Source organism: Gemmatimonadota bacterium (genome assembly GCA_026387915.1).
GTDB lineage: Bacteria > Gemmatimonadota > Gemmatimonadetes > Gemmatimonadales > Gemmatimonadaceae > Fen-1231.
In genome coordinates, this window is record JAPLKS010000022.1 from 324210 (window position 1) to 342223 (window position 18014).

The 18014-nt window shown below is 61.8% G+C and carries 17 protein-coding genes and 1 tRNA gene; 7 read left to right on the forward strand and 11 right to left on the reverse strand.

What is annotated here, in order from left to right:
• Nucleotides 1–24: 24 nt before the first annotated feature.
• Entirely contained in the window at nt 25–837 is an 813-nt protein-coding gene (locus tag NTZ43_15270) for a carboxypeptidase regulatory-like domain-containing protein (GenBank protein MCX5768579.1), read from the reverse strand.
• 95 nt (nt 838–932) lie between these two features.
• On the reverse strand, nt 933–2189 hold the full coding sequence (locus NTZ43_15275) for an MFS transporter (protein MCX5768580.1): 1257 nt from the start codon (nt 2187–2189) through the stop codon (nt 933–935).
• Between the two features lie 94 nt (nt 2190–2283).
• On the opposite strand from NTZ43_15275, the gene NTZ43_15280 reads away from it, so the two are divergent.
• Nucleotides 2284–3330: a putative zinc-binding metallopeptidase gene (locus NTZ43_15280; protein ID MCX5768581.1), complete on the forward strand. Its 1047-nt coding sequence runs from the start codon at nt 2284–2286 to the stop codon at nt 3328–3330.
• Nucleotides 3327–4343 (forward strand): ATP-grasp domain-containing protein, encoded by a 1017-nt coding sequence (locus NTZ43_15285; protein ID MCX5768582.1) that lies wholly within the window; start codon nt 3327–3329, stop codon nt 4341–4343. The genes NTZ43_15280 and NTZ43_15285 overlap by 4 nt, the downstream gene beginning before the upstream one ends.
• A gap of 53 nt (nt 4344–4396) precedes the next feature.
• Here the strand turns inward: NTZ43_15285 and NTZ43_15290 are convergent, their stop codons facing one another.
• The 3 genes from NTZ43_15290 to NTZ43_15300 form a co-directional block, all read right to left on the reverse strand.
• Nucleotides 4397–5914 (reverse strand): carboxypeptidase-like regulatory domain-containing protein, encoded by a 1518-nt coding sequence (locus tag NTZ43_15290; protein ID MCX5768583.1) that lies wholly within the window; start codon nt 5912–5914, stop codon nt 4397–4399.
• 294 nt (nt 5915–6208) lie between these two features.
• On the reverse strand, nt 6209–6511 hold the full coding sequence (locus tag NTZ43_15295; protein ID MCX5768584.1) for a hypothetical protein: 303 nt from the start codon (nt 6509–6511) through the stop codon (nt 6209–6211).
• 148 nt (nt 6512–6659) lie between these two features.
• Entirely contained in the window at nt 6660–7922 is a 1263-nt protein-coding gene (locus NTZ43_15300) for a prolyl oligopeptidase family serine peptidase (protein ID MCX5768585.1), read from the reverse strand.
• Nucleotides 7923–8234: 312 nt separating this feature from the next.
• On the opposite strand from NTZ43_15300, the gene NTZ43_15305 reads away from it, so the two are divergent.
• On the forward strand, nt 8235–8516 hold the full coding sequence (locus NTZ43_15305) for a hypothetical protein (GenBank protein MCX5768586.1): 282 nt from the start codon (nt 8235–8237) through the stop codon (nt 8514–8516).
• A gap of 95 nt (nt 8517–8611) precedes the next feature.
• Entirely contained in the window at nt 8612–9832 is a 1221-nt protein-coding gene (locus NTZ43_15310) for an ABC transporter permease (protein ID MCX5768587.1), read from the forward strand.
• A 73-nt stretch (nt 9833–9905) separates the two neighbouring features.
• On the opposite strand, the gene NTZ43_15315 is transcribed toward NTZ43_15310, so the two are convergent.
• Nucleotides 9906–10853: a hypothetical protein gene (locus NTZ43_15315; protein MCX5768588.1), complete on the reverse strand. Its 948-nt coding sequence runs from the start codon at nt 10851–10853 to the stop codon at nt 9906–9908.
• Nucleotides 10854–11000: 147 nt separating this feature from the next.
• A tRNA-Phe gene (locus tag NTZ43_15320) sits at nt 11001–11073 on the reverse strand.
• A gap of 153 nt (nt 11074–11226) precedes the next feature.
• Between NTZ43_15320 and NTZ43_15325 the strand changes: the two genes are divergently transcribed.
• The 3 genes from NTZ43_15325 to NTZ43_15335 are packed head-to-tail and all read left to right on the forward strand — an operon-like array spanning nt 11227 to nt 14950.
• A complete protein-coding gene (locus NTZ43_15325; protein MCX5768589.1) occupies nt 11227–12591 on the forward strand; it encodes a pitrilysin family protein in 1365 nt (454 codons plus the stop codon).
• Nucleotides 12592–12617: 26 nt separating this feature from the next.
• Nucleotides 12618–14033, forward strand: a complete 1416-nt coding sequence (locus NTZ43_15330; GenBank protein ID MCX5768590.1) for a pitrilysin family protein — start codon at nt 12618–12620, stop codon at nt 14031–14033.
• 8 nt (nt 14034–14041) lie between these two features.
• Nucleotides 14042–14950 carry an ACT domain-containing protein gene (locus NTZ43_15335; protein ID MCX5768591.1) on the forward strand — a complete coding sequence of 303 codons (909 nt, stop codon included), beginning with the start codon at nt 14042–14044 and terminating at the stop codon, nt 14948–14950.
• Here the strand turns inward: NTZ43_15335 and queF are convergent.
• The 4 genes from queF to NTZ43_15355 are packed head-to-tail and all read right to left on the reverse strand — an operon-like array spanning nt 14947 to nt 18013.
• Nucleotides 14947–15354, reverse strand: a complete 408-nt coding sequence (queF, locus tag NTZ43_15340) for a preQ(1) synthase (GenBank protein ID MCX5768592.1) — start codon at nt 15352–15354, stop codon at nt 14947–14949. The genes NTZ43_15335 and queF overlap by 4 nt on opposite strands.
• A 6-nt stretch (nt 15355–15360) precedes the next feature.
• A complete protein-coding gene (locus NTZ43_15345; GenBank protein ID MCX5768593.1) occupies nt 15361–16335 on the reverse strand; it encodes a rhomboid family intramembrane serine protease in 975 nt (324 codons plus the stop codon).
• Nucleotides 16332–16994 (reverse strand): hypothetical protein, encoded by a 663-nt coding sequence (locus NTZ43_15350; protein MCX5768594.1) that lies wholly within the window; start codon nt 16992–16994, stop codon nt 16332–16334. Before NTZ43_15350 ends, NTZ43_15345 begins: the two co-directional genes overlap by 4 nt.
• A complete protein-coding gene (locus tag NTZ43_15355) occupies nt 16991–18013 on the reverse strand; it encodes a D-alanine--D-alanine ligase (GenBank protein MCX5768595.1) in 1023 nt (340 codons plus the stop codon). Before NTZ43_15355 ends, NTZ43_15350 begins: the two co-directional genes overlap by 4 nt.
• Between the last annotated feature and the right edge of the window lies 1 nt (nt 18014).

An 18014-nucleotide genomic window follows, 5' to 3' on the forward strand; every position in this document is an offset into this window, starting at 1 on the left:
ACCCGCCGCGCGGTCAGTTCGTATTTAGTACCCGTCCTTCGTCCACACGAGCACCATACCGCAACGCTTATCCTGACCGCCAAACTGCATCGGCACGGTCGCTGGGCCTGAATAAATCTCCACGCCCGCCACATCACGCGGCGACGGCAACAATTCCATTGGAAATCCGCTCGGCAACGGCACACCGTCGAGCATAATCTGCATCGGACAGTAGCCGGCACCCGCGCCCACCAAGCTCCCGCCTTCGCGACGACTCAACGCCACGAGATGCCCACTCGTGTTGTCGTTCGTGATCGACATCGTCTTGGAAAATTTCAGAATGTCCGACAGTTGAATGGACGCGCGCTTGTCGATATCCGCCTGCGTGAGGAACTCTCCAACGCCCGCCTTGGCGCGCAGTTCAAAATCCATAAGCCGGAGCGAATGCCGCTGCTCCGTGATGGTCACGGCCCCAAGGGTCTGCGCCACACGGTCCAGTTGATACGCCAGGCGAATCGTGTCGCCCTGTGGCACATCGATAATCCCCGACAACGGCCGGTATCCTAAGCGTCGCACAATGATCAAATACTGCCCAGCCGGCACGCCAAGCAACTTAAATCGCCCACGATTGTCCGTGGCCACGCGCGCCGTCGTGCGCAACACCGTGACGTCGGCCATCGGAATCGGCACGAGATTGGTATCCGTCACCGTCCCGTCGATCATCCCAAGCGGCGCGCGCACCGGCCGCGGTGGAGGCGGAGCCGCCGGTCGCGTGCTCTTCTGCTGCGCGCCTGCCGACGCAACAGCCAGGAGCAGCGCTGGCACGACCAGCCGAATCGTTCGAAGTATGAATGCCATAGACATGAATTCTAGTGAGATCGTGGAAGAAGCGCGTGGGTCGTTTGACCGCATTCGGTGATACCGACTGCCCCTCTGGGGGTTCCGAGGCGCTGCTATGGTCGCGCCGTCAGCTGATCTACCCGCCGGAGGGCACGAAGCGCGGGCACCCGCCACGCGGTCACCACCACGACCACCAGCGTGGCCATGCCGCCGAGGACCACACTCGGCACCGTGCCCAACCACTGCGCGGTGACCCCCGACTCAAACATGCCAATCTCGTTTGAAGAGCCGACGAACACCGAGTTCACCGAACTCACCCGCCCCAGCATGTGCACCGGCGTCAGCGTCTGAATCAACGACGAGCGAATAAACACACTCACCATATCAGCCGCGCCACTCACCACGAGCACCGCCACCGAGAGCGCCACACTGCGTGACAAGCCAAACGCGATCATGCACATCCCAAACAGCGCAACAGCACGTAGCAGTACGCGCCCCGCGCGCGCCATCGGGCGACGGTGCGCCAACCACACCGACGTGACCACCGCCCCAATCGCCGGCGCGGCGCGCAACAACCCAAGTCCGCGCGGCCCCACATGGAGAATTTCCGCCGCAAAAACCGGCAGCAGTGCCGTGGCGCCACCAAAGAGCACCGAGAAGAGATCGAGCGACAGCGCCGCCAACAGCAATCGCTCCCGGAACACAAATCGCACACCAACCGCCAAGCTCGCAGCAATCCCTTCGTCGTTCTGTGGCGCCGGCGTCGACCGGTGACGGATGGCGCCCACTAACAGCGCCCCAATCACCGTCAGCGCCACATCAACCGCGTACGCCAGCGTCGTCCCGCCCATCGCGTAGAGCACGCCACCAAGCGCTGGCCCGATCACCGACGCCAGCTGCCACGTCCCGCTACGCCACGGAATGGAGTTGCCATACAGCTCGCGCGGCACAATCTCCGCCCCCAACGCCTGACGTGCCGGCTGCAGAAAACTCCGCGCCAGCCCGCTCAGCACAATCACCCCGTAAATCGATCGCACCACCAAGGCCGGTGCGTGCGGGTAGAGCGTTGGCAGCAACAGCAACAACACCGCACATGCCGTTAGTACACCCAGCCCCATCAGCGCAATCCGACGACGATCATGACGGTCGGCCACATGGCCGCCGTACAACGAGAGGGCAATGAATGGCAGCGCCTCCGCTAACCCAATCAACCCCAGCGCCAGCTTGTTGTGCGTGAGCTCGTAGATCTGCCAGCCCACCACCGTCCCCTGGATCTGGATCGCCATCGTAAACGCCAGCAAGCCGGCGATATACAGCCGGAAGTTGGGGATGCGCAGCGAGGCGTAGGGGCCGGACTCGGGATTCGTCACGCTCAATCGTAACTACCGCGCAGCTCCCCTTGCCACCGCGCCCCGCGCGCACCAAGCTCTCGCCAAGGGAATTCGCCACGGGACCTCTCCACCCATGCCCTACTCCAACCTCCGGTTCCGCCACCGCCTGCCGTGGGCCAACTGGTCCACCGAGCGCCTCCTGCAGCTTCGCCTGCGGGACCTCGGCCTTTCCATTGAAGGCACCTGGATCGAAGACTGCGTCAACGAGCTCTACGCCGAACTCGACGCGCGCGACATCAAGCTCCATCCGCATGTGTGGCTCTCGGACGAATGGTTCTCACCCGGCAATGTGCCAGGGTTTGCCATTCCCTTCTATCTCACGCACCCGCGCCTGATGAAACTCGAGCGGCAACAGTTGCTCGAGGTCGAGGGTGGAACGGTCGGCGAATGCATGCAGATCATGCGGCACGAGTGCGGCCACGCCGTGCAACACGCCTTCCAGTTGCATCGGCGGCGCGAGTGGCAGCGATTGTTCGGACGGTCGTCGACACCATATCCAGAGTCGTACCGCCCCAATCCCGCGAGCAAGAAATACGTCCAGCACCTCCGGCGCTGGTATGCACAGAGTCATCCAGACGAAGATTTTGCCGAAACATTCGCCGTCTGGCTCCGGCCGCGCAGCGATTGGCGCAAACGGTATGTGGGATGGCCAGCGCTGAAGAAACTCCAGTACGTGGACACGCTCATGCAGGAAATCGCCGATGTCACGCCCGCCATCCGCACACGCGCGCACATTGATTCAATCCGCTCCATGCCGCGCACGCTGTTCGAGCATTACACTTACCGCCGTGCGCTCTATTCGGTTGAGTACCCCAACACCTACGACGAAGACTTGCGCCGTCTCTTCTCGAATGCCCCGCGTCACCTCTCCTACGAGACCGCCGCAAGTTTCTTGCGGCGGCACCGTCGTGACATCCGACGCGTCGTGGCCAAATGGACCGGCGAGTATCAGTTCACACTCGACGCCGTCCTCGGCGACATGATCGGCCGCTGCCGCGAACTGCGCCTCCGCGCCGCTGGCCGCGATCGGCAACTGCTCATGGATTTCATGGTGCTGCTCACCGCGCGCACCATGGAATTCATTGCCAATCACGGTCGGCGCGACTGGATTGCCGTATGAAACGACTCCGCGTACTCACGCTGATGCACCCGCAGCTCGTGCCGCCGGATTCACTCGAAGGGCAGAGCGAAAAGGACATCAACACCTGGAAAACGGAGTTCGATGTCGTGCAAACACTGCGCGGCATTGGCCACGACGTGCGCGTCCTTGGGGTGCAATACGAACTGCTCCCTATTCGCGAGCAGGTGGAAACGTGGGAACCGCACGTGGTGTTCAATCTGCTCGAAGAATTCCACGGCGAGGTGCTCTTCGACCAGAACGTCGTGAGCTATCTCGAACTGCTCAAGGTGTCGTACACCGGCTGCAACCCGCGCGGCATGATTCTCTCGCGGGGCAAGGCGCTCTCCAAGAAACTGCTCTCGTATCATCGTATTCGCGTCCCGGAGTTCCACGTCTTTCCCATGGGGCGAAAAGCACGCCGCCCCCCTCGACTCAAGTTTCCCGTCATCATCAAGTCGCTCACCGAGCATTCGTCAGTTGGCATCGCGAAAGCGTCGGTCGTGGACACTGATGAAAAACTCGTCGAGCGCGTGCGCTTTATTCACGAGCGCGTGCACACCGATGCCATCGCGGAGCAGTTCATCGAAGGACGCGAACTGTATGTGAGTGTGATGGGAAACGAGCGACTCGTCGCCTTCCCTGCGTGGGAGCTCGTCGCCGAAAAGAAGCCCGAGAACGAACCGCTCATCGCCACCGCGCGGGTTAAGCACGATCTCGAATACCAGCAGCGCCACGGCATCGACATTCGGGCAGCAGAGCTCACCACGGAGCAGGCCGCGCTTCTCGCGCACGTAAGTAAGCGCATCTACAAAACGCTCGAACTCTCAGGCTATGCGCGGATCGACTTTCGGATGACCGCAGAGGGCCATTTCTACTTTCTTGAGGCCAACCCGAACCCCGAAATCGCGCAACGCGAGGAGTTCGCCTCGGCCGCGCGAGCGGGTGGGGTCGAGTACCCGGAGCTACTGCAGCGCATCCTCAGTCTTGGAATGAAACAAAGAAAGGTCGAGTAGTAAAACCTTACACAGTAAACTGTTAGCCAAGGCAAGTAAACGGATGTTTACTATTACAGCTTCTTTGCCTTCTTTGCTGGCGGTGGCTCAAACGCCTGCTTGGTCCAGACCAGAACCGTCCCGCAGATGCTGTCAAAGGGGAGGTATTTCCCTGGAACCTCGCCGGGCCGCATATAGACCTCCACCGCGGCAATCTGCTGCTTCGGTAGCCCAGAGAGCATCTGTGCGTCGGAGCGAAAGCCATCCAGATAAATGTTCGCGAGGCAGTGCCCCATCGTGTACGGCATGTAAATCTTGAACTCGCTCAGCGAGCGGCTGTTGTCGGCGTCGATTTGCAGCCCAGGAGCGCCCTGAAAGATGGAGCGCGTGTCCGCGCGGTTCTTGAACTGCAGGGAGTCCGTGAACCAGCCGAATCCGCGCTTCTTGCGTTCTTCGTATTCGCGGACCACCGGACCCTTATCGGCCACCGCATTGACCGTCACGTTCGGCAAGCGGGTAGAGCGCGTCATGCTGATCGCGATGTCCTCGTTGTCCTTCGCCAGCACATCCACCTGCTGGATGACCGGCGCATAGCCGAGCGCGCGCGCCAGAATGGTGCGCGTCCCGGTGGGAATCGCCGACAACGCAAATCGGCCCTGCGCATCGGACGTCCACGATCCCGGCAGCCCGTCCACTTCCACCATCACGTTGCCGAGCGGCTGGCTCCGCTGATCGCGTGCCGTTCCTCGGACAATCGCCGTCTGACCGGGTGGCCCAACAACCAGCTCCTGCTTCCGTAGCGGGAGTGAATCGGCCGCGAGCAACAGGGTCCCCGAACTGAATTCCGGCGAGTAGCTCACCACGTACACGTCAGCCAGCGGGGGCACGCCGCACGCCGCGTACGCACCGGTTTTGTCGGTGCGTGTTTCGATGACCCGAGGAAGTGTGGGATTTTTGAGCGTCGTTTCGTCTACGTCCCAGCTCACACGCACGCGTGCGCCTGCCACCCGTGTGCTGTTGTCGCTCGAACGTGCTGTGCCATGCACAATACCGCCACGGCCCTCAACAATCGTCGCGGCACCACACAGCGTCTTCCAGAGCGTCTGGAACGACGGTGTAGAAATCACAAACTGCGCGCGCGACGCCGACGGCCCGACCGTCACCGACAAACTGCCGATCCCCGTTCGCTCCAAGAGATGGTGATACACATTGAGACGCGCAATTTTCTGTGCACTGACCAACGAGTAGCGACCATCCTTGGCCGTCATCACCTGCTCGCCACCGGGACTGGCGATCACCGTCGCGTCCGCAATCGGCGCGTGCAATAGGCTATCGAACACAAATCCGCGGATCGTGTCAGCCGCGACCTCCCGACGCACGTCGGCACGGGCGGCGCGGGGCGCCCCGAGCGCACCCAAACCGCCGAGCGTGCTCAGGCAGAGCGCGAGTACCCATGGCGCGAGCGGCCATGGCGCGAGCGGCCATGGCGCGAGCGGCCATGGCGCGAGCGGCCATGGCGCGAGCGGCCATGGCGCAGCCAGGTGGCGCAGGAAACCCATCGCAAACGGCAATCGAATTACTGGTCGGCGCATGTCATGTCCTCCGGAAAACGGAATCTAGTGACGGGCGGCGGCGCGCACCTGTGGCAAAAGGCCGGGATCTGGGGTAGAAGGAAGTACTTGGCGAGATTGCCCTCCCCCCCGGGCGGTCGGCCGTGCACGCTTTACCTCGATACTGCGATGACGTCTCCGTCCCCCTCTCGTGCCCCTTCGCCGGGGGCACTTGGCACTCCCTCCGCACCGGCGACTTCTTCGGCGTCCCCAACCTCACCAGCCCCGGCGTACGCCGCGCCAATTCCTGAGCCGCTGCAGACACTGTTCCGTGCCCTAGCCGCCAAGAACGAGAACGCCATCGCCGCACTCCTGCACCCCGACGTGCAAATCGATATTGTCGGGCCGAGTGACGTGCCCCTCTTCGGCTACACCGCCGATGTCAGCACGGCCATCGAACGGTTGAGGTGGTGGCACGAGCACATACATCTCGATCGGCTGGAGTGGTTTCGCGTCGCAGCAGAGGCTCCGTGCGTCGTCGTGTCTGGCATCATCCAGTTTCGCGTTCGACACACCCAATGTGCGGTTCAGACGCCATGGATGCTCGCCATCTCCTACAGCGGCGAGATCGTATCCCACATCGTCGCGTACGTGGACTCCGCTGCGGTGCAGGCAGGGTTCTTCCCACCCTATGTCCCGCTGTCCCATAAGCTCCTCAAAACCAGAACGCGGCGCCGAGGTTAATCTCGGCACCGCGTTCTGTTCGCGAAGAACTCAACCCGCGCGATTACGGCTGCGTCCGCACCGCTGGTAGCGGCTTGGAGTGGTCTTCGTATGGGCGCAGGAGCCAATCAAAGAAGGCCCACGTCCGGTTCCACGAGTCAATCTGCGCCGGCGAATCCACGCGCTCGAGCGTCGTACGGTCCACCCGCCGACTGAAGGCGTGTCCCACACTCGCCCCCCATCCCGCCGGATCAACGTAAATCTTCGTTTCCGCCAACTCCGGTTTAAGGGCACGGAGTTTCCAGACGAGTTGCTGGTCTTCCACATAGTTCACGTCAAGATCATTCGTCGACACATGCACCAGCAACGGAATGTTCAAATCTTCCACGTGGTACAGCGGTGACCGTTTGATATACTCGTCCGTTTTTTCGAACGGTAATCCGCGAATCGTCGATTCCGCCGCGTAGTCGCGCTGGTACGTCGGCCCCTTGAACGACAACCGAAACAAAAGGTTCGTGACCGGCACGATCGCCGCCGCCGCCTTCAGTGGCGTTCCTGGTGTCATCGCATTGAGGGCGGTGATGAAGCCCCCGTGGCTCCACCCCATCATCCCAATGCGATCCATATCCACATACGATTGCGTCTTCAGAAAATCGAGCGCCGAGAGCACATCAATCACTTCATTGCCACCGTAGTCGATGGCCATATGGAGCTGCTCACCGTGCCCGGTACTGCCGCGATAATCCGGTGTCACAATCACATAGCCACGCTCGACTGCTTCTTTCACAAACGGCAGCATGTTTTCGTCCCAGTTGCCATGCACGCCACCGTGCACCCAAATCATTGCCGCGTGCCCTTTTGCTCCGCGATGATTGAGCGGCACAAAGAGGTAGGCCGGAATCTCCATCCCGTCGGCCTTGCTCTTGTATGTGATCTTACGGAACTCCGCGATCCCCTTGAATCGCGCGGCGTAGATGCTGTCAGTGCGCGTCTTGGCTACGACCGCCGCGTCAAAATTGGCGCGGGGTAGGTCTTTGGGATCGTTGCTCACATAAAGCAGCCGTGCGCGCGCGGAGTCCATGGTGCCGGCAAATCCGCGGTCCCGTGGCGTCCCGCGATCGCGCGCGACGGGTGCGCCGGGCGTACCGGGCGGCGTACCGCCCTGGCGCGCGCCGGAAGCGGCGGCTGGCGCGGTGCTGGCCGCTGTCGGCGCGGCGGCCGGCCCAGTGCCGACGGTGGACGCCGGCGGTGCAACCGTCGCACACCCCGCCACCGCGAGCATGGTGAAGGTCAACAGGAAGCGGGCGGGCATGATCGACGTTGTCATGACGAGTTTCCGGACTGGAGTGAATCGAAGGCAAGGCCGTGGTGCGATTCCGTTCACACCACTACCCGTAAACGCAGGCAATACCACGGGACGTTGAAGCGCGCCCTTCCAACGGTAGCCACGTCGGGCGCTCCTCGCTATCAACGATCCCGTTCAGCGACTGTCGTGCGTCGCGCGTTGCTTACCCAGACACACCAGCGCCAACTACAACAGGCACCCCCTGGCAACGGCGCGTCCGTCGGTGATGGGGTCAACTGTCAGCACAGTTGTCCACCCTTTAGCTTTCGCCCCTCACCATTTACCACCCCCGCCATGGCCACCAAGCTCAAACCCGCCCACGCCGTGCCGGGCAGCGACGATCTCGTTCCCGCGCAGACGGTCACGCGTGAAATTGGAAAATATCTCGTCACACTCACAATCGAAGGACTAGTGATTCGCGAAAAAGGCCGCCGTCTCGATGTCGGCCCCCTGTCATACGAAGTCCTGTACACCGACGCGCTGCAACGGCAGGCGGGGTTCTCTCCCATCAAGGCACGCACCGGTAGCACCAAGAAGGTTTCCCGCGGACTCCTCAGCACCGAACGCGGCCGCTGACGTCCGTGAGCACCACGCGACGCCGAACCACCGCAACTCGTATGGTGGTTGGTGCGGTGGTAGCAGACACAAACCCAGCCGCATAGCCTTCAGTCGTGCACGTTTCTCTGTTCGAAATCTTCGGCATCTCCATCGATGCCCTGCGCGCCAACAAAATGCGCTCGCTGCTGACCATGCTCGGCATTGTCATCGGCATTGCGGCGGTGATCGCTATGGTGGCACTTGGCAACGGTGCGCAGAAGGCGATTAAAGATCGCATTGCGCGTCTTGGCACCACCGTGCTGCAAATCAATCCGCAGCGGGTACAGCAAGCCGGGGTGGCCTCCGCCACAACCGTCAAGCTGACGACGAAAGACGTGGACATGATCAGCGCCCGGTCGCCCAACGTGGTCGCGGTCAACTGGCAGCAGGATCGGTCGCTGCAGGTGGTCTGGAAGAATCGCAACACCAACGTGCAGATCACGGGAACGCCACCGAACTTCTTGGCGGTGCGTGGTTTCAAAATCGCCGCTGGCCGCATGTTCGGGAATCTCGAGGATGTGGCGCGTCGCCGCGTCGCGGTGCTCGGTGCTGACGTTCTGCCACTCCTGAAGATTGACGACCCCGAAACCATCATCGGCGAACAGATTCGCATCGCGAGTCGCGCGTTCACCGTTATTGGCGTACTCGAGGGAAAAGGCACCACCGGCTTTGGCGACGGCGATCAGCAAATTCTCATTCCGTTTCAGACCGGTCGGTTCGAGATTTTTGGCACCGATCGGATCAACGACATCTGGACGTTAGTCGGCTCGGAAGATTCCATCAGTGCGGCGATGGCGGAAATTCAGTCCGCCATCCGGCGGTCGCATAAACTGCGCGCGGGACGGCCGGACGACTTTTCCATTCGCGATCAAGCCGACCTGCTCGCAACAGTCGGCGAGACCACCAAGACCTTCACGCTGCTGCTCGCTGGTATCGCTGCGGTGAGTCTTCTTGTTGGCGGCATCGGCATCATGAACATCATGCTCGTGTCGGTCACCGAGCGCACACGCGAAATCGGCGTGCGCAAAGCCCTTGGCGCCACCCGCAACAACATTCTGTTGCAGTTTCTCACGGAAGCGGTCATTCTCTGTGTGCTCGGCGGCATCCTTGGAATTCTCGCCGGCACCATAGGGGCGTCGCAGCTCAGCTCCGCCATGGGGTGGGAGACAGCCGTGGATGTGCGCTCCATCCTGATTGCCTTCGCGTTCGCGAGCGGCATTGGGGTCGCGTTCGGCGTGTGGCCCGCACGGCGCGCCTCCACGCTCGATCCTATTGAAGCGTTGCGATACGAGTAGAGATCGTTCGGTGTCGTCGCGTTGGTGCGTTGGGATGTTGCTCCACCTCCGCGCCACCACATCCGGCGCGCGTCTACAGCGCTTCGATCACACCCTGCTCAACGTTGAACACCGGCAATCCCTTGATGGCCGCGAGCCGCTCTTCGCCAGCAAGAAACGTGAACGCACCCTCCGCGTTTACGCTTTCCCGGTACAACGACGGTGCGTACGCCTGCTCGGCCGTCAGTGCTTCGACGCGCGCGTTGAGTAAGTCGTTCCGCACAAAAAAGGCGTTGTTCCGAGCGGTGTTCGTTCCAACCAGCGAATAGCCTCGCTTGTTCGCGAGATGCGTCATCGCCGCGAGCGAGGCCCCCCAGTACAGGTTCGAAAAATGCGCGGTGGTGCGATCGAACGACGGATCGTACGGCACGCTGATCTTTCGCGTGGCCCCAAACACCGCGTTGTACTCGCAAATCAAAATTCGCGGCGTAAACGTGTCGATCGCATCGAGCACGTAGTAATCGTTCCCATCCAGATCCACCGAGAGAATGCCAACATCGGCCGCAAACTGACTCTGCGCGAGCAGTGCATTGATGTTGTCTTTGGTAATAAATGCATCAACGGCCATGAGGTGATGCTTCCAGTAAAAACTCGATCGCTTCAACTGTGCCATGTTGGCCGCTGACCCGTCAATCACCAGACCGCGCCAGTTGTCCTTCGTCATCAGGAATCGGCAATTCGATTCAAAAAAGTTTCCGACGCCGAACTCAAGAAACGTTTTGTGTTCCATCGGGATCACGCGCGTCAGGTACTGCAGGATCCCATCTTCGCCCCACTGCGAGAACACCTTAAACTCATAATCCTGAATGCGCGGAGACGTTCGGTTCTCGTGGAGACTCGCGAGCACCAGCCCCTGCGCAAAGCGCATTTCATCCATGCGCTCGTTCAGTTGGTCGCTGAGCGCCACAAACCGCGCGTCGACCCTGGAGAGGGCGCCGAGGCTGCGCTTCAGTTTGGCAAAATTCGCGGTGAGAAAATTCATGGTTTCGGGGGAAGCCGGGGGTGGCGCTCGCGCGCCTTTCGGGGGAGGCTGGCCAGGACCGCTGCCCAGTATCCGAACGATCGCCTGAACACCCGTAAAATGAACGCGCCCCCACGGTTTCCGCAGGGGCGCGCCCAAATACCTGAGTGGCTAGGGAGGGAATTGAACCCCCGACACGCGGATTTTCAGTCCGCTGCTCTACCAACTGAGCTACCTAGCCGTAGCCTACAAAGGTAGTCGCCACCGGACACATCGCCAACCCCACGCCCGGAATAGACTTACACCCTCCTTCCTTCCCCGTTCTCCCCTCTCTAATGTAGGCTGTACTGGCGCACCCCCACCTCACACTTGCGCCCTAAACCGGACCCCGTCTATGTCCCTGCTACGACGTCTCTTCGCCACCGGTATGCTCGCCCTCGTGCCTGCCATCGCCGGCGCACAGGCCAAGAAACTGAGCGTACCCTTCGTCCTCGACACCCTCCCGAACGGGCTCACGCTCATCGTGCACGAGGACCACTCCACCCCGGTGGTCACCACCAATGTCTGGTTCCACGTCGGCTCTGGGGACGAAAAGCCGGGGCGCACAGGCTTTGCCCACCTGTTTGAGCACCTGATGTTCATGGGCTCCAAGAACGCGGAATACCCGCAGTTCGACCGCCTCCTCGAAGCGGCCGGAGCCAACAACAACGGGTCCACCACCGAAGACCGCACCAACTACTACGAAAGCGGTCCGAGCTCGTCGTTGCCCCTCATGATTTGGCTCGAAGCCGACCGCATGGGCTGGCTTCTGCCAACCATGGACAAGCCAAAAGTCGATCTGCAGCGCGACGTCGTAAAGAATGAACGCCGGCAAAGCTACGAAAACCAACCCTATGGTTTAGTCGCCGACTTCGAGCCCAAGCTCATGTATCCGGCCACGCATCCGTACAGCTGGCCCGTCATTGGATCCATGGCCGACCTCTCCGCCGCGTCGGTGGACGACGTCAAGGCATTTTTCCGTCAGTACTACGCGCCCAACAACGCTACGCTCGTGGTGGCCGGGGATGTGAACGCCGTCGAAGTCAAAGCGCTCGTCCGCAAGTATTTCACGGAGATTCCGCGCGGCCCCAATATCGAACGCCCCGCGCCGACGCCGTTCACGGTCCACGACACCGTGCTCACACTCGAAGACCGTGTGCAGCTTCCGCGTCTCTATCTGGAGTGGCACACCGTCAAGGGTTGGCACGGCGACGATGCCGCACTCCAGATCGCCGCTACAGTACTCGCGGGATCGCGCACCGCACGCCTCACCCAAGCGCTGGTGTACAACGGCGAACTCGCCACGAATGTCTTCGCCCGCCAAGACGGTAAACGTCTCGACGGTGATTTTTCGATCGTCGCCACCGCGCGGCCAGGCAAGGGACTCGACACCCTGCGAACGGTCGTGGACGCCGAAGTGCGAAAACTCGCCAGTGACGGCCCCTCCGCCCGCGAGCTCGAGCAAGCCAAGAACGCCATCGAAGCCAACTTCCTCCGCAGCATTGAATCCGTAGGCGGCAAGGCCGATCAGCTCAATGAGTACTACTACCAGACCGGCAAGCCCGATTCCTTCCAGGCCGATCTTGATCGCTACCGCAACGTGACGGCCGCTGACGTCCAGCGCGTCCTCAAGAAATATTTGCAAACCAATCGGGTGATGATTTCTGTCGTCCCGCAGGGAAAACCGGAACTCGCCGCGAAGAAGGGGGTGGCTCAGTGATCCGCCGCACGCTGTTTTTTTTCGCCGTGCTTCCGGTCATCGCCGGCGCACAAACCAAGAACGCGCCGGTCCTCGACCGCACCATTGTTCCCGCGCTCGGCAAAACACCCACGCTACACCTGCCGTCCGTCCAGAAATCGTCGCTCGCAAACGGCGTCGCTATCCAGCTCGTCGGCCAACACGAAGTTCCACTCGTGCAGCTCTCGCTGGTCATCACCGGCGGATCGCGACTCGATCACGACGCACCAGGCATGGCGGCATTCACCTCGCGCATGCTCACCGAAGGTGCGGGAAGCCGTGACGCGAATGCGCTACAAAGCGAACTCGCTTTCCTCGGCGCCCAACTCAATGCGTCCGCTGGAACTGATTACTTCAGCATCACGCTCAACGTTCCCAAGCGATCGCTCGCCTCCGCCCTCGATCTCATGGCAGATGTGGCGCTGCGCCCGGCGTTCCGCGCCAACGACGTACGCAAGCAGCGCGACTTGCTACTCGCGCAGATTCTCCAACGCAAAGACCAGCCCACGCAGGTGGCCGCGCTGGCGTTCGATAAACTGATGTATCCAGCCGGACATCCGTATCACGCACCGGCCTCCGGTGATTCCGCCACGGTCGCCTCTCTCGACAGCGCCAAGGTTCGCACCTTCTACGCGGCGGCGTTTATTCCGTCACGGGCGTCATTCACGGTCGTTGGAGATATCGCGTCCGCTGAACTCACGCCGCTCCTCGCCGCACGGTTCGGCGCTTGGAAGGGCGGGGCGGCCACACTCGACATCACGCCGGTTACCACGACCGCCGTGACCAACGACAAGGTCAAGATCTATCTCATCGACAAACCTGGCGCCGCCCAATCGGTGATCTACGTTGGCGCCCCTGGTGTCGATCGCCACAGCCCAGACTATCCGGCGCTGACGGTCATGAACACCATCCTCGGCGGCTCCTTCTCGTCGCGCCTCAACTCCAATCTTCGCGAAACGAAGGGATATACGTACGGCATTAGTTCAAACTTCCGGTGGGCGCCCATTCCCGGGCCGTTCGCCGTGTCGTCCTCCGTGCGCACGAATGTCACCGACAGTTCGTTGGTGGAGATCTTCAACGAACTGCGCGCCATTCGCGATACGCCGCTCGACGCGACGGAGCTGAGTCGCGCCAAGAACTATGTGGCGCTCGCGCTTCCGGCGCGCTTCGAAACCAACGCGCAAATCGCCGGACAGTTGGTGAGCCTCGCCTCGTTTGGGCTTCCCTTGGCGTCCGTCTCCGAGCTCGGCCCCAGGCTACTCGCGGTCACGTCTGCCGATGTGCAACGCGTCGCGCGGCAGTATGTGCCCATCGACCGTTTCACCATTGTCATCGTCGGAGATCTCGCCAAAGTGCGCCCTGGGATCGACGCGCTACACCTTGGTGAGGTGACAGTACTCGACGTTGCCGCTGTGTTGCGATAGGCTTACACATGTCCACACCGGTTCGCATCGCATTTCAGGGGGAGCTAGGGGCCTTTAGTGAGGAGGCCATTCTCCAGTTGTGGGGCAGCGATGTTGAACCGGTGCCGCAGCGGGAATTTCGTGACGTGGTCAGCGCTCTTCGCAGCGGAAGCGTCGACCGCGCCATCCTCCCGCTTGAAAATACCATTGTCGGCTCCGTACAGGCGAGCCACGACGCCATTGACGCGCATGACGATCTTTTTGCGATCGCCGAGACGGTGGTCGCGGTCCATCACTGCCTGCTCGGACCACCCGGCGCGCGCTTTGAACAAGTTACCAACGTCTTCAGTCATCCCGTTGCGCTTGCGCAATGCGGCGGGTTCTTCGCACAACACTCACGGCTCGATGTGCATGCCGTGTACGACACGGCCGGAGCGGCGCTCGATGTGTCGAACCTTGCGGATCCCACTTTTGCGGCGGTGGCCAGTCGCAACTCCGCAGAGCGCTATCATCTGGATATTTTGAAGGCCGATATCGAAGACCGGCACGATAATCAGACGCGCTTTATTGCGTTCGCGCGCGAACCGTTGCCCCTGCCGCCGTTGACGCCGGCGCGCACGATGCTCCTGCTCACGACCACCGATGTTCCGGGGGCGCTGCTACAGGCGCTGGCGCCGCTCGCCTCACACGGCATCAATATGCGGCGCATCGAAACGCGCCCCACCGGTAATCCGTGGAGTTATCGATTCTTTGTCGAGTTCGACCATCAGGTCGGCGACGAAGACGTCAACGCCGTTATTGGTGAGATTGCCGACCACGCGCGCGCCGTCCGCGTGGTGGGCACATACCCGCGCTGGGAAGCAGGTCGGCGCGGCAGCATAGGCTGGAAGTCCGGGGATCTCCCCCCAGACGTCAGCGACTCCGCCAGCGACGCTTAGCGCGCGCGGCGCTTCGGCGCGCGGTACGTCGCGGTGATCACGGACTTGATCCCGCCGCGCACGTTGAAATCGCCAACCACGGTCATCTGTTTCGGCTTCACGGCCACCGAGAGGTCGTCGAGAATGCGATTGACAACACGTTCGTAAAAGATACCGTCGTTGCGGAAACTCCATAGATACAACTTCAGGCTCTTGAGCTCCACGCAGACGCGAGCGGGCGTGTAGGTGATGTTGATCGTCGCAAAATCCGGCGCGCCACCTTCCAACAACTCCAACTCCTTGGCATCACTCTCAATGCCGCCCATCGGGCAGAGCGACGTAAACTCCGGGCACGTCATAAAGATTTCGTAATCCCGCTTGGGATACGGATTGGGAAACGTTTCGAGCAGCTCGGGCTTGGGCATGGAGACTCAGTTGCTGTTTGGAGATTGACGATCAGGGCGCCCGTCACGGGCACCACCATCGCGAAGTTTACGCGCGGCCTCATCGAGCCACGCGCGCTCGACGGACGAGAGACTCTCGAGACCTTGTCTTGCAATTTTGTCGAGGAGCCGGTCCAGCGTCTCCGGCACGGTCTGCGGAGACGGTCCCATCGAACGCGGTTCCGGGTGCGTCGCCTGCTCCGACTGTTCGTTCGGCGGCCTGTCATCCCGTGCCGAACGCGCGCGCGGCGGAACTCGACGTGACTGCCTCGGTACCGCGCGCGGCATATCCTCGTCCGCGTCATCTGGTAGGGCACTCACACTCTGCCGCAGACGTTCGATCACCGCCGGTGCCACGGCGCGAAGCGCAATCCACGCCGCCGCCGCGCCACCAGCGTGCGCCAGATATCCGAGACCGGTTCCAACCTCCGTCGAGGAAACCCCGTCCAGGAGCAGAATGCCGCCCATCAACGCTGCCAACCACCGAACTGTGGTCGGTACCATGCCAAACAGGTGCGTGGGCTCACGCCCCCAAAAATGGGAATACGCCACCATCACACCTAACGTCGGAGCGGTGGATCCAATCAATGTGGCCGTAGCAGAGCCGCCGACGAGATGGGTAAACCATCCGCCGAGCGCGGCGATGATATAGAAGCGTGTGAACGCCCACGCCCCCCACCGTGCTTCCAATCTCGGCCCAAACAACCAGAGCACGTACCCGTTGAGGATAAGGTGCCAGGCGCCGGTGTGCACGAGCGTGAAGGTGAGAATGGTCCACCACTGCGCGGCGAAGGTCGACGCCGAAAACCCGAGCACCCGCTGCACGTCCGCAGGCGCGAGAATCGTGTCCTGTAACACGACCACCGCGGTGGCCGCGAGCAGGAACAGCTGCACCGCCGTCGTCATGCGCGGGACTGGCATCACATCCGGCACGACGCGCTCCGCGTCCGGCAGATCGGTCATCGCAGTCCCGTGGGCGGCGGCAAGCGCAGAGCCAGTGCACTGTTCGCGTGTGTGGCCATCGCCTGCTCAAGGAGGGTCCCCCATCGGCGATCGAGCGAGAGGGATTCTCCAATCGTCATCGTCGGGTGAATCGTCACGTGCGCGCTGGCACTGGCCGCGTGTGCACGTTCGATGAGCCGAAGGAGTTGACCATCGCTCGTGTCGTCGCGCGGGCAGAGCACCAACGCATGTGCGCAACCGGCGGCCGCGGCGGCCGCGATGGTCGCCAGCGCACTGGTAAGTGCCGCATCGGATCCACTGAAATCAACCGTGACCTGCGTCATCGCGAGGTGCGGCGCGAGCACTGTGAGCGCCTCCGGGCGTTGACCGTCTGTATCGAGCATCACTGGCACGGCGGGTTTCATCGCCCCAAAGGCCGTCAACAAAAACTGGACGTTGCCGAGCGTATCACGACCACCAATGGCGATGGAATGAAAGCTGGAACGGCTCAGTTGCCGCTCCAGCTCTCGCACGAGCGCCTGGGCGGTATACATCGTCGCCGTCTCCGCTTCGCCAGCGAATCGCACGAACAGCTGACGACGGCCCACCCACACTCCCTGGGACTGCACGCCAGCCGGGACACCGGCGAGGGCGGCTGAGTTCATCGGCATGTTGGTCATTGCACATCTCCGGTTCGGCGTCGCAGCGCGAGTTGCACGATTCGGTCACACAACGCGGGAAAGGACACGCCAGCCGCTGCCGCGGCCTGTGGAATCAGACTCAACTCGGTCATCCCGGGCAGCGTGTTCGCTTCCAGGCAATAGAACATTCCGTCCGCCATCATCCGGAAGTCAATGCGTGCATACCCCGACAGCTTCAGCGCCCGAAACGCTCGCACGGCCAATTCCTGAACCGTGTGTGATTCGTCCGGCTTAAGCGCTGCTGGAAATTCTTCGCGGGCCATGCCGGCCGTGTATTTGCATTCGTAATCGTAAATTTCGTGCGCCGGAATGATCTCGCCCACCGGCAACGCGAGATCCCCAAGAATACCGACGGTCAGTTCACGCCCAGGAATAAACCGCTCAATCATCACTTCATCATCATAGAGTCGCGCTTCGGCGATCGCCGGCTGCAGCGCGGCACGCTCCTTCACCAGCGTCAACCCAACGGTCGAGCCCTGTTTGGAGGGCTTTACAATCACCGGCAATCCGAGCGTGGCAAGGATCGCATCATCCGTCGCCGGCGCCATGAGCCAGTCGGCCGTCGGGACGTCATGCTGACGAAACAGATGCTTCGTGAGATCCTTATCCATCGCAAGCGCGCTGGCCAGATGACCACTTCCAGTGTATGGCACGCCGGTTAAGTCGAGGAGCGCCTGAATCGTCCCATCCTCGCCTTGCCCGCCGTGCAATCCGAGAAACACCACGTCGGCATCGCTCGGCGCCGGAAGGCGACCGACAACGGCCGGCAGTGCTTCAACGGAAAGTTTTGCGAGTGCTTCGAGCTCTGGCGGCAGGGTCTTCATCACACCGCCAGACAGCATGGCGGCTTCCTCCGCCATGCTCAATACACCGCTCGCGGTGTCCACCGCGGTCACCGTGTGCCCACACGACCGCAACGCCTGCGCCACGCGAAGACCGGACGCCAACGACACGTCGCGCTCCGATGATGTGCCGCCCAACAACACGGTGATCCGCACG

Excerpts from the sequence above, each read along its gene's own strand:
- NTZ43_15300 (MCX5768585.1), bottom strand. The coding sequence starts at position 7,922 with ATGACAACGTCGATCATGCCCGCCCGCTTCCTGTTGACCTTCACCATG.
- NTZ43_15290 (MCX5768583.1), bottom strand. The coding sequence starts at position 5,914 with ATGCGCCGACCAGTAATTCGATTGCCGTTTGCGATGGGTTTCCTGCGC.
- NTZ43_15305 (MCX5768586.1), top strand. The coding sequence starts at position 8,235 with ATGGCCACCAAGCTCAAACCCGCCCACGCCGTGCCGGGCAGCGACGAT.
- NTZ43_15335 (MCX5768591.1), top strand. The coding sequence starts at position 14,042 with ATGTCCACACCGGTTCGCATCGCATTTCAGGGGGAGCTAGGGGCCTTT.
- NTZ43_15315 (MCX5768588.1), bottom strand. The coding sequence starts at position 10,853 with ATGAATTTTCTCACCGCGAATTTTGCCAAACTGAAGCGCAGCCTCGGC.
- NTZ43_15350 (MCX5768594.1), bottom strand. The coding sequence starts at position 16,994 with ATGACCAACATGCCGATGAACTCAGCCGCCCTCGCCGGTGTCCCGGCT.
- queF (MCX5768592.1), bottom strand. The coding sequence starts at position 15,354 with ATGCCCAAGCCCGAGCTGCTCGAAACGTTTCCCAATCCGTATCCCAAG.
- NTZ43_15270 (MCX5768579.1), bottom strand. The coding sequence starts at position 837 with ATGGCATTCATACTTCGAACGATTCGGCTGGTCGTGCCAGCGCTGCTC.
- NTZ43_15280 (MCX5768581.1), top strand. The coding sequence starts at position 2,284 with ATGCCCTACTCCAACCTCCGGTTCCGCCACCGCCTGCCGTGGGCCAAC.
- NTZ43_15345 (MCX5768593.1), bottom strand. The coding sequence starts at position 16,335 with ATGACCGATCTGCCGGACGCGGAGCGCGTCGTGCCGGATGTGATGCCA.
- NTZ43_15325 (MCX5768589.1), top strand. The coding sequence starts at position 11,227 with ATGTCCCTGCTACGACGTCTCTTCGCCACCGGTATGCTCGCCCTCGTG.
- NTZ43_15285 (MCX5768582.1), top strand. The coding sequence starts at position 3,327 with ATGAAACGACTCCGCGTACTCACGCTGATGCACCCGCAGCTCGTGCCG.